Source organism: Chryseobacterium pennipullorum (assembly GCF_003384725.1).
In the GTDB taxonomy this organism is placed as follows: Bacteria; Bacteroidota; Bacteroidia; order Flavobacteriales; family Weeksellaceae; genus Chryseobacterium; species Chryseobacterium pennipullorum.
Genome location: NZ_QNVV01000006.1, coordinates 138,953 through 150,409 on the forward strand (window position 1 = coordinate 138,953; position 11,457 = coordinate 150,409).

The window sequence follows — 11,457 nt, forward strand, 5'->3', positions numbered from 1 at the left end:
TTTAAATTATGTATTTTTGAGAAATTATTTTAATAGCGATGAGTAACATTGAAGATAAGAAAAAAGCACTGGCACTTGTGCTTGACAAATTAGATAAAACATATGGAAAAGGGACGGTAATGACTTTGGGAGATGATGCCGTAGACACTACAATAGAAGTAATTCCTTCAGGATCTTTAGGATTGGATATTGCTTTAGGAGTAGGCGGTTATCCAAGAGGCAGAATCATCGAAATATACGGCCCTGAATCTTCAGGTAAAACAACACTTACCCTTCATGCGATTGCAGAAGCTCAGAAAGCAGGTGGTATTGCTGCATTTATTGATGCAGAGCATGCTTTTGACAGAACCTATGCTGCAAAGCTGGGAATTGACTTGGAGAACCTGATTATTTCTCAGCCAGACAACGGTGAGCAGGCATTGGAAATTGCAGATAACCTGATCCGTTCAGGAGCTATTGATATTGTGGTGATCGACTCTGTAGCAGCCCTTACTCCAAAAGCAGAAATTGAAGGAGAAATGGGAGACTCCAAAATGGGTCTACATGCAAGGCTGATGTCTCAGGCTTTAAGAAAGCTGACCGCTACGATTTCAAGAACAAAATGTACTGTGATTTTCATCAACCAGTTGAGAGAAAAAATCGGTGTTATGTTTGGAAACCCTGAAACAACGACAGGAGGTAATGCTCTTAAGTTCTATGCTTCGGTAAGAATCGATATCAGAAAAGCAAGCGCTCCTATCAAACAGGGCGATGAAGCTATCGGTAGCCGTGTGAAAGTGAAGATTGTAAAAAACAAGGTAGCTCCGCCTTTCAAGCAGGCAGAATTCGATATCATGTATGGAGAAGGAGTTTCCAAAGTAGGAGAAATTCTGGATACGGCAGTAGATATGGGAATTGTGAAGAAAAGCGGTTCTTGGTTCAGCTATGAAGAAACTAAGCTTGGCCAGGGACGTGATGCTGTGAAGGACGTTTTAAAAGATAATCCGGATCTTTCTGAGGAATTGGAAAACAAGATCAAGGAAGAATTGAAAAACAAATAAGTTTTCAAAAAAAATAATGACAAAGGCAATCTTCGGGTTGCCTTTTTTTGTTTTTAGCCAGGATGAATACTTTTATAAAAGTGTTTGATCAAGCAGGAATACGCTTAGCGTTAAAACAAAAAAGAGGCTGCTCATTAAGAACAGCCCCGTATATGTTTTATCATCTGATGATTATCCGGAAATTTTACCCTGCAGCTGTAAAGCTCCCATAAGCTTCATCCCTTTGGTCAGTGTATCAAATCTCATATTTTCTTTGCTGACAAAAGCATCAATGGTAAAGAAATCCTCTATTTCTTCATTTGTAATCAGTTTCAGCTTCAGGATATACCCTTTTACACTTCCGTCATCGAGCAATTCTGTTTCCCGGAAATCAACAAGCTCACCTATAAAATCAAAACATGCATAGTTTGGCAGTTCCTTACTAGGCATATAGGTCGTAAATTCTTCACTTATGCTGGTACCATCCGGAAGATCAAATTTCTTATGAATATCCAATGCAAAAACAATAGCACTGATGTTCACATTGAGAGGAGATTCGGTGAGATATCTGTTTTTGTTTTCTGCATAATCTGTTGCAAAAAACCAAACTCCAAAAGTATCTCTTGCAGGACCGCCAACAATAGCTTCAATATTATTTACATTTTCCCACTCGCTGATTTCCTTTGTTTCAAAATCCAGCGAAAAATCTGTTTTCACTTCCGGATAAATGGTACTGAATTCACCGGCAGGGATCACTTTGAATTTCACATCTTTAAAATCCGTGTATTTCAGCTTATCCTGCTCATAGTTTGGATCATCCATCATACACAGCGCCATGATCTCTTTGAGAAACTGGGTATATTTTTCCTCGTTTTGGATACTTTCATACCCAAATATACCACCCCACATATTTCCCAGGGTATGGGTATTTGATTTTGTAATTTTAATACCGTTATCAGTCATTGCTTCAGGAGATTTGATCTCTTCTCTGTTGGTAAAGTAATCTTTCCCTTCAGTCAGTTGATTGCTTATGATCGAATTATTTTCCTCATGGGAAAACTCAGCAAATCCTTTAAAGGAAATATTTTCATTTTCAAAGATATAAGGCATTGCCGTCTTCCCTTTTCCGAAATCATTAAAATGATAAGAAAGCGTAATGGCCTTAAGCTCTTCCTGGGTAGTTGCCAGATTGTGATTGTCATCGTTATCAAACTGCGAATGGTACAGAATAGCATATGACTTGATTTTTCCTTCCTTTAATTCGTTTTCAAATTTCTCTTCCATCATATCAATCACCTGCTGTGCAGACAGTCCATAGGAAGGATCTGTGATCATGTAGGCAAAACCTTCTACTTCTCCACTTTCCTTTTCGAATGCAGAAATAGGAGCAAAATCTCCATTCAGCTGAAGAGCTATAGAATATACAATATAATCTTTATAGGTACTGATCTTTTCAAACTGATTGTTGACCGTTTTCTCTTCTTCCTTCTGAACAGGTATTTCCGGCATAGCTTCGACCTCTACCCTTTCTTCTGTTACTTCTTCCACTATTTTTTCTGCCGGCACTTCGTGCGCCGGTACTGGAGTACCACTATTTTCCTGTGTATTATTTTTTTTCTTAAAAAAATCAAAGATTCCCATACTGTTATTTATAATTGGCGGTAAATATAATAAAAGACAGCAACAGAGACATCATAAAAAAAATGCCATTCTGTCACTTTCTCCTGCATGGTATTTTTTTTGAGAAAGATTTAGAAATTAAAAATCTAAAATATGATGACTAAAGGAAATATTAATGTATCTGTGGAAAACATTTTCCCGCTTATTAAAAAATTTCTTTACAGTGACCACGAAATATTCTTACGAGAATTAATCTCTAATGCAACGGATGCCACTTTAAAACTAAAGCATTTAACAAGTATTGGGGAAGCAAAGGTTGAATATGGGACTCCGAAACTTGAAGTTAAAATCGACAAGGACCAGAAAACCTTGCGGATTATTGATCAGGGGATTGGTATGACAGGCGAAGAGGTTGAGAAGTATATCAATCAGGTAGCTTTTTCAGGAGCTGAAGAATTTCTTGAAAAATATAAAGACTCGGCTAAGGATTCCGGGATTATCGGCCATTTTGGACTGGGCTTCTATTCAGCATTTATGGTGGCTGAAAAGGTGGAAATCCTCACCAAATCGTATAAAGATGAGCCAGCTGTACGATGGATCTGCGACGGAAGTCCTGAATTTACTCTTGAGGAAACGACAGAAAAAACAGACCGGGGTACGGAAATTATTCTTCACATTGCAGAAGATTCTCTGGAGTTTTTGGAGGAAGGAAGAATCCGTGAACTTCTTTTAAAATATAACAAGTTTATGCCTGTTCCGATCAAATTCGGAACCAAAACCCACACGCTTCCATTACCGGAAGATGCGCCGGAAGATGCTGTAGCAGAAACGGAAGAGGTGGACAATATTATCAATAACCCGGTACCGGCATGGACCATTGCGCCAAGTGAACTGACCAATGAAGATTACATGAAGTTCTACCACGAGCTGTATCCAATGCAGTTTGAAGAGCCTCTTTTTAACATTCATCTCAACGTTGATTATCCTTTCAATCTTACAGGAATTCTCTTCTTTCCTAAATTGAGCAATAATCTAAATATTGATAAAGATAAAATTCAGCTGTACCAAAACCAGGTATTTGTAACGGATGAAGTAAAAGGAATCGTTCCGGATTTCCTGATGCTTCTGAGAGGGGTAATCGATTCTCCGGATATTCCATTGAATGTATCCCGTTCTTATCTTCAGGCAGACGGTGCGGTGAAGAAAATCTCTTCTTACATCACTAAAAAGGTAGCGGACAAGATGGCCTCGCTGATCAACGAAAACCGTGAAGATTACGAACAGAAATGGAATGACATCAAAGTAGTGATCGAATACGGAATCGTTACGGAAGAGAAATTCGCTGAAAAAGCCGACAAATTTACACTATATCCTACGACCGACGGAAAGTATTTCCTTTGGGATGAGCTGACTGAAAAAATCAAACCGCTACAAACGGATAAAGACAACAAACTGGTTATTCTGTATGCTACCAATGCTGATGAGCAGCACAGCTACATTCAGGCTGCAAGAGATAAAGGGTATGAAGTTCTTTTATTAGACTCCCCGATCACTCCACACGTCATCCAAAAACTGGAAACCTCAAAAGAAAATATTTCATTTGCCAGAGTAGATGCTGATCATATCAACAATCTGATTAAAAAAGACGAACCGGTAATCTCAAAACTGAATGAAACAGAAAAAGAATCTCTGAAAAAGAACGTAGAAGAAGCTATTCAGGATTCTAAATTTACGGTACAGCTTGAAGATCTTGACAGCAGTGATGCACCATTTACCATTACCCAGCCGGAATTCATGAGAAGAATGAAAGAAATGCAGGCTACAGGTGGTGGCGGTATGTTTGGAATGGGAGGGTTTCCGGAAATGTACAATCTGGTAGTGAATTCCAACAGTGACCTGTCTAATCAGATCCTGAAAACTGAAAATACGGAAGAGAAAGAAAGTCTGATTAAGCATGCTTTGGATCTTGCCAAACTTTCTCAAAACCTACTGAAAGGAAAAGACCTTACAAATTTTATCCAGAGAAGCTATAAGCAACTGGAAAAATAACATAAAGAAAGCTGTTTCATTTGAAACAGCTTTTCTTTTTATACATATCCAGAAGCTCAAACTCGATCGTCACCATCAGTTGTGAACCAGCTTCCCACAGATCAGACAGCATTCTCGTCAAACTCTGTAAATTCAGCACCGGATCATTTCATGTTTGGCTTGTATCACGTTTCGTCAATCAGACTCTGCAGGCTAAAATAATTAACGATCACCTTCAATAGCATTCAAATTATAAAGCTTTTAGCGTTTTTCCCTTCGCTGCCCGTGGTTAACTTCATCTTTTTTCTGTTTTTTATTGTATACATTGTGCTTTTTTTCCATTTTTGTATAAAATGTCGGTCATGCAAAAAGAAAAATTACGACTCATCAGAAAACAAAAAGGCTATACGCAGCAGCAGGTAGCTGACTTTATCGCTACGGATGTATCTAACTATAGCAGAAAAGAAAGCGGTGATGTAAAAATCATCAAAGATGAATGGGACAAGATTGCCCGTTTTTTAGACGTCGCGGTAGAAGATATCTATGAAGAAGAAGAAGCTAAAGTCATTGTAAATAATGATCACCCGATATTTAATGACAGTTCTTCGGGTGGAAATGGAAATTTTAACCAGTTTAATAATATTCCGGGATCAATCATTGAAAACCTTCAGGGATATATTGCCTTATTAAAAGAAGAAAACGATAGACTTAAAGAGGAGCTGAAAAGCCCAGCAAGGATTAAAAAATAAATTAAGATTCATCGAATTTGAACAACAACAAAACTCCAGCAGCTTCGCCGCTGGAGTTTTGTTGCATTATAACCGGTCAATAGCCTTTAAAATTTCTTCTTTATTATTAACAAGCCCTTGCAAGTGGTCTCCCTCAGATTGAATAAAAAATTTAGTTTTAGAAGTTGTATTGTCAAAAACTAATTTTCCCTGTTCATAAGGAATGGTTTTATCATCCTTAGCATGGATCACGAGTACCGGTAATTGATGTAAGTATTTTACATCATTCTTGGCTGCGTAAGGGGAGATCATGGTCTGTAAAATAAAATCTTTATACTGAGGTGCAAAGTGAGCTGCTATATCTGTAAAAGAAGCCATTGGACAATCCAGAATAAGACCGGATATTTTAGAAGAGTTATTTTTAGCCAGATGAGCGGCAATTTGAGTTCCCAAAGATGCCCCATAAAGATAAACTCTGGTATTTTTAACATCTTCTCTTTTCATCAATTCATCAAAAAATTTTTGCCCGTCTTCTGCTATATTTTTATGTGTTGGTTTTCCTGTAGACAATCCATACCCTCTCAAATCGACCATTACTACCTGATAGCCTGCATCTACTAAAGGTTTTGTCATAAATTGATAAGTAGTAACGTTACCCGCTGCACCATGAAAGTAAAAAATAGTTTTTTTAGTTTCTTTTTTAGGCTTTGCAATGAATGCTGTAATTATATTATTGTCCCCGACCTGGAGTTTAATAGAATCTGAGATTTTCATTTCAAAAGGATTCATTGCTTTGTGAGGCTGATAGAATTTATCATCCATCTGAGCTTTTGAAAATACTGCTATAAAAAGAAGGGCTACAGTAAAAATTGATCTTGGTTTCATGTTATTTGTTTTAATGATGAAACAAAGATATTGTGACTGTCTATTATCAAAAAAAATAGGTGACTGGATTGTCGTTTTTATATGCTGAATCGTTAAATCTATAATACTAAATCTCTTCTAACGGATCCCAGAACAGGTTTTTGAAATTTTTTATTCTAAGATTTTCAATACTTATTCCTTCAGCCTCCAACCTGGACTGGAATTCAGGTACTGATAAAACTCCTGAACTGGATATGACGCGGTGTGCGGGAACATCTTCCGGACATCCGCCCATGGCCTTTCCAACACGACGGGAATGATTGGGATAACCCACTGCTTTTGCGATAGCACCATACGTAGACACTCTTCCAATGGGAATAAGCCTTGCCACCTCGTATACCTGCTGTTTGAAAACTTCGTCCATAATACCTGTTTTAAATGCCAATATGGTATAAGACCATATAGGTTTTGCATCATTTTTGAATTCTTAATGATTCAATGATGTTTCATTAAAAAAATAAAGATATGAAAAAATCATTTTTCCGGGCGTTGAATGCCATCAATAAAAAGATTCTCCCAAAGTTGAGCGGTAAGGATCCTAATACCCTGACTAAAATGGAGAAAGGAATTCTGGCATACCGGTATTTTGTATTGGTGAATTCTTTGGATTGACATCTCCCTCAGGTAGCACGGATTTTTACAATTTTTTTTTATTTTGGAAAACCAGGAGATGTACATACTTTAAATACTAAATGTTGTACGGCACAAGATTTTATTTCTGATAAAATTGTATATCATTATTGATCTGACCCATTAAGACCATTTAAGTTTTTAAGAGCAGTAAGAGAATAGCTAAAGCTGTTTTTTAGCGTTGTGCTTTATTTTTCCATCGAAGATGGAACTTAATTATTCTTACCGTCTTCATTTTTCTTAATGTTTTCAATAGTTTCAGTTTTCAAAACAAATCTATTACCCTATTCTACAATAAAAAGCGCTCCAAATTATATTGAAGCGCTGATATCTAATTTTCTTTAAGAGTTTTTATTAAGCGTTTTCCAGGATGTATGAGAACATCAGTGGAGCACAGATTGTCGCATCACTTTCAACGATAAATTTCGGTGTCGTAATATCCAGTTTACCCCAAGTGATTTTCTCATTTGGAACAGCTCCTGAATATGATCCGTAAGAAGTTGTAGAATCAGAAATCTGACAGAAATACGACCAGAAAGGGATGTCGTGCATTTCCATATCCTGATACAACATCGGTACAACACAGATAGGGAAATCTCCGGCAATACCACCACCGATCTGGAAGAATCCTACTCCTTTTCCAGCTGAATTCTTCGTGTACCAGTCTGCCAAATAAGTCATATATTCGATTCCTGATTTCATTGTAGTCGCTTTAAGCTCTCCTTTGATGCAGTAAGAAGCGAAGATGTTACCCATCGTAGAATCTTCCCATCCCGGAACCACAATTGGAAGGTTGGCTTCAGCAGCAGCGATCATCCATGAGTTTTCTCTAGGAATCTCGTAATACTGCTCCAATACTCCTGAAAGGATCATTTTGTACATATATTCGTGTGGGAAATATCTTTCTCCTTTAGCTTCTGCATCTTTCCAGATCTCCACAATATGTTTCTGCAATCTTCTGAATGCTTCTTCTTCAGGGATACAGGTATCAGTCACTCTGTTCAGTCCTCTTTCCAAAAGGTCCCACTCCTGTTGTGGAGTAAGGTCTCTGTAGTCCGGAACTCTTTCATAATGCGAGTGTGCTACAAGGTTCATCAGATCTTCTTCAAGATTAGCTCCTGTACAAGAGATGAAGTCCACTTTTCCCTGACGGATCATTTCTGCAAGAATCTTACCCAACTCTGCAGTAGACATAGCTCCTGCCAGGGTAATCATCATTTTTCCACCGTCTTTAAGATGCGCTACATATCCTTTAGATGCATCTACCAACGCTGCTGCATTGAAATGCAGAAAATATTTTTCTATAAATTCAGAAATCGGTTTGCTCATTTTTTTAATTTTTGCAAAGATAAAACTTAAAAATGGAATGCAGCCCAACCACTTTGAGAAAGTCTTCTGTGAAAGTTATTTTTTATCATTTGTTAAATAAACAGACAGGCGGCTGGTGAGATGTGGACATTGAAAAGCATAGCCCGATGGGCTATGCTTTAACTACACTTTATGTATAGGCAATCTATCCTTCCCAGGATTCCACTTTCAGGATTTCAATTTTCCTTTCACCATCTCTGAAAGGCCATTCGATAACATCTCCTACTCTATACCCAACGACTGCAAGCGCAATATCGGAAAGTATGGAATGTTTATTCTTTTTCAGCTTTTCTTTGATGGAAGGCACAAAAATGTATTCATGTTCAAAATTCAAAGTATGGTCCTTCAACGTTACCTTTCTATCAACGGTTACAATATCGGTGGGTAAGTCTCTTCTTCGAACCTGTTTGGCTTTTCTGAGTTCTGCGGTAAGCCGCTTTTCTTCTTCCAAACTCACCTTTTTTCTTCTGAGGGTATCTTTTATAGCATCATAAATCCCTGTAGTCACAATAATCTGATCGGACATTTTTTCAATTTTTAAATTAAAAATGCAGTTATTCCCGATGATCCAATGTAGAATCCAGCCTGTGTAAGGCCTAATCTATGGATAACCGCAAAGCAATAAATAAAAAACCGGGGTGATTCCCTGTCTTGGATCCTGACAGGGCTTAATTGATAAAGTCCTTAGAACTTTTCAGAAATGAGTCTGTATGGAGATAAAGTAATGACAGCAGCAATCCTGCTCTCCGCCACACTGCAGATAAAAGAATTGTTGCTGTCATGAATATTTTTATTTTTGAATTCTATCAAATATACAACTTAAAAACGGAATGTCACAACTCCGCTTAGCGAAACTCTGGTTAGACCTTCTTTTTGATCGTCCCCAAAGTCAACGGTTGTTCCGTTAAATTTCATTTTGTTTAATGTTCCGCCTGTTATACTTAATTTTGGTCCGATAAAAATGTTGTCTGAAAGGGCATATTGGTATCCAAAACCGGCATCCAATCCCAAATTAGAACCTGTTCCCTTTACACTCCCTGTTTTTGTAGTATAAGAAATAACTCCCAATGCCGCATCCAGAAATATCTTATGTTTTGTCGGCTCATTATAATTGGAATACATAAAGGAAGGTCCGATAAATGTAATATTATCGGTAGTACTTATCGGAAAGGATACGGTATATCCCTGGGGATCACGTGCTGATAACATTCCATTACTCGATGCAGTATAATTGGAAAATTTTAGTCCTATTCCAATATTTCTGATGTTGTAATAAGCAGCGATATCAAAATGAAGTCCGCTTTTTAAGCCTTTGATATAATTTTTTTCTTCCCTGGAAAGCCCGGAAGGTGTTTCTGCCACCCGCCAACCATATCCTACGGATGGAATAAAAGAAAATTTTTGAGCAAAAGAAAATAAGGAACACGAAATAGCTCCCAATAGCATTAGTTTTTTCATCATTTTTTGAAATTTCGACAAAAATAAGATTTTCTCCAGAAGATCCTGCTAGAATTTAAATTTTCTGTTTTCTTTTTTATCGGAAAGTTTCTTCTTATTGTCTAGTCTTTTTTGCTTTTGGGCTTTTGAAGGTTTTGTTGCTGTTCTCTTTTTGGGTACAATAAGTGCTTTATTTACCAATTCTGTAATCTTTTCAATGGCTTTATTTTTATTCATCAGCTGGGTTCTGCTTTCTGAGACCGACATGAATAAAAAGCCTTCTGCATTGATCCTGTTTTTAAGCTTGCTTTGGATGAGTATCTTTTCATCGTCAGTGAAGAAGCCAGAAGCATCCACCTTCCAGAGTACAGTGACAGCCGTCTCTACTTTGTTGACGTTTTGTCCTCCTGCTCCACTGCTGCGGGAAGTTTTGAAACTGAGTTCTTTTGAAAAGTCTTTCATTATAATCGAATTTGAGTGAGTGCTGCGACTTTTAATTTTCACTGATGATCTTACAGAGCTCTATTCGGTTTACTTTTCCGTTAGGCGTCCTCGGAATCCCGCTGATAAACAAGATCTCTTTAGGTCGGTGAAAGTTTTTCTCAAATGGTATTTTTGAAATACTGTCTTTCAGAACTTCAGACGGCTCTCCTTCTATCACAAGTACCAATTTCTGGCCCAGACTTTCATCCTGTAAACCTATAAAAACGGATTCATTAGGTATCTCTTTTTTCACCAGAGCCTCAAGTAATTCGGGAAAAATCTTTGCTCCACCTGAATTAATTACATTATCTATTCTACCAAGAAATCTGAACTGATTACCCTTCTTAATTTCAACTAAATCATTAGTCTGCAAGACCTCAGCATTTACGGCGGGAGCAAAGATCTTCATACAACCTCTTTCGTCTAAGGAAACGGATACATTTTCAAAAGCGGTAAAATATTCTTTTGCCACAGGCATGATCTGTCTTAAAGCAATATGAGAAAGGGTTTCTGACATTCCATAGGTTTCAAAGATACGATTGGAAGCACCAGGATTTATCTGATGGATCTCATTTTTAAGGCTTTCTGAAACCGCCGCGCCACCAATGATCAGATTTTTAATCAGATGTAGCTTATCCAATGAATGTTCCACCTGAAGAGGAGTCATCGCACAGAAATCTATTTCTTCTTCTAAATTTTCAACAGGTTGTAAGGAGGGCTCTGCCACGATCAGTTTTAGTTTCCTTTGTACAGACCGTACGACCATCATTTTTCCTGAAATATATTCTACCGGCAGGCAGAGCAGTGCGGTATCGCCTTCCTTCAATCCCAAAAAGTTGCAGGTCATGACTGCAGAATTGATCATTTTCTTTTTTTCAATATCAAAAATTTTAGGCGCTCCCGTAGAACCTGAAGTCTGAACTTTTACCGTTTCGCTCTCTGAGATCCATTCCTGTAAAAAAGATCCCACCTTTTTTTCAAATTCCGTATTGAAAGATAATTGATTAATATTGAGATTATTGAAGTCTATCAGCATGTTTTCTGTAAATAAAATGTACAGTAAATTTAAAAAAAAATTTAAAAAGTTCTTGTAAGTAAAGAAAAAAGCTGTAAATTTGCACCACTAAAACAAACACAGACTCATGGTGTAGCGGTAACACTACTGATTTTGGTTCAGTCATCTGGGGTTCGAATCCCTGTGAGTCTACAAACCACTCTTT

Annotated in this window: 12 protein-coding genes and 1 tRNA gene; 5 read left to right on the forward strand and 8 right to left on the reverse strand. The window is 37.5% G+C overall.

What is annotated here, in order from left to right:
• Positions 1-38 precede the first annotated feature (38 nt).
• A complete protein-coding gene (gene recA, locus DRF67_RS09065) occupies positions 39-1,040 on the forward strand; it encodes a recombinase RecA (protein WP_115927977.1) in 1,002 nt (333 codons plus the stop codon).
• A 171-nt stretch (positions 1,041-1,211) separates the two neighbouring features.
• Here recA and DRF67_RS09070 read toward each other — a convergent pair whose 3' ends face one another.
• Entirely contained in the window at positions 1,212-2,660 is a 1,449-nt protein-coding gene (locus DRF67_RS09070) for a hypothetical protein (protein ID WP_115927978.1), read from the reverse strand.
• Between the two features lie 135 nt (positions 2,661-2,795).
• Between DRF67_RS09070 and htpG the strand changes: the two genes are divergently transcribed.
• Positions 2,796-4,688 carry a molecular chaperone HtpG gene (gene htpG / locus DRF67_RS09075; protein WP_115928032.1) on the forward strand — a complete coding sequence of 631 codons (1,893 nt, stop codon included), beginning with the start codon at positions 2,796-2,798 and terminating at the stop codon, positions 4,686-4,688.
• A 341-nt stretch (positions 4,689-5,029) separates the two neighbouring features.
• Positions 5,030-5,416 (forward strand): helix-turn-helix transcriptional regulator, encoded by a 387-nt coding sequence (locus tag DRF67_RS09080; protein WP_115927979.1) that lies wholly within the window; start codon positions 5,030-5,032, stop codon positions 5,414-5,416.
• 66 nt (positions 5,417-5,482) lie between these two features.
• On the opposite strand, the gene DRF67_RS09085 is transcribed toward DRF67_RS09080, so the two are convergent.
• Together DRF67_RS09085 and DRF67_RS09090 are read right to left on the reverse strand one after the other, a co-directional pair.
• Complete coding sequence (locus DRF67_RS09085; RefSeq protein ID WP_115927980.1) at positions 5,483-6,280, reverse strand: alpha/beta hydrolase; 798 nt, start codon at positions 6,278-6,280, stop codon at positions 5,483-5,485.
• A 106-nt stretch (positions 6,281-6,386) separates the two neighbouring features.
• On the reverse strand, positions 6,387-6,683 hold the full coding sequence (locus DRF67_RS09090) for an MGMT family protein (protein ID WP_115927981.1): 297 nt from the start codon (positions 6,681-6,683) through the stop codon (positions 6,387-6,389).
• A gap of 101 nt (positions 6,684-6,784) precedes the next feature.
• Here DRF67_RS09090 and DRF67_RS21505 point away from each other — a divergent pair, with 101 nt between their 5' ends.
• On the forward strand, positions 6,785-6,931 hold the full coding sequence (locus tag DRF67_RS21505; protein WP_165851765.1) for a hypothetical protein: 147 nt from the start codon (positions 6,785-6,787) through the stop codon (positions 6,929-6,931).
• 372 nt (positions 6,932-7,303) lie between these two features.
• Here DRF67_RS21505 and DRF67_RS09095 read toward each other — a convergent pair whose 3' ends face one another.
• From DRF67_RS09095 to DRF67_RS09115, 5 genes are all read right to left on the reverse strand, one after another.
• Complete coding sequence (locus DRF67_RS09095) at positions 7,304-8,278, reverse strand: deoxyhypusine synthase family protein (protein ID WP_115927982.1); 975 nt, start codon at positions 8,276-8,278, stop codon at positions 7,304-7,306.
• 184 nt (positions 8,279-8,462) lie between these two features.
• On the reverse strand, positions 8,463-8,843 hold the full coding sequence (locus DRF67_RS09100) for a GreA/GreB family elongation factor (protein ID WP_115927983.1): 381 nt from the start codon (positions 8,841-8,843) through the stop codon (positions 8,463-8,465).
• A 293-nt stretch (positions 8,844-9,136) separates the two neighbouring features.
• Complete coding sequence (locus tag DRF67_RS09105; protein ID WP_123912719.1) at positions 9,137-9,778, reverse strand: hypothetical protein; 642 nt, start codon at positions 9,776-9,778, stop codon at positions 9,137-9,139.
• Between the two features lie 45 nt (positions 9,779-9,823).
• The gene (arfB, locus tag DRF67_RS09110; protein ID WP_115927985.1) at positions 9,824-10,216 is read right to left on the reverse strand and encodes an alternative ribosome rescue aminoacyl-tRNA hydrolase ArfB; all 393 of its coding nucleotides are present in this window, start codon (positions 10,214-10,216) and stop codon (positions 9,824-9,826) included.
• A gap of 31 nt (positions 10,217-10,247) precedes the next feature.
• On the reverse strand, positions 10,248-11,273 hold the full coding sequence (locus DRF67_RS09115) for an AMP-binding protein (protein WP_115927986.1): 1,026 nt from the start codon (positions 11,271-11,273) through the stop codon (positions 10,248-10,250).
• 100 nt (positions 11,274-11,373) lie between these two features.
• Between DRF67_RS09115 and DRF67_RS09120 the strand changes: the two genes are divergently transcribed.
• A tRNA-Gln gene (locus tag DRF67_RS09120) sits at positions 11,374-11,444 on the forward strand.
• Positions 11,445-11,457: the final 13 nt, after the last annotated feature.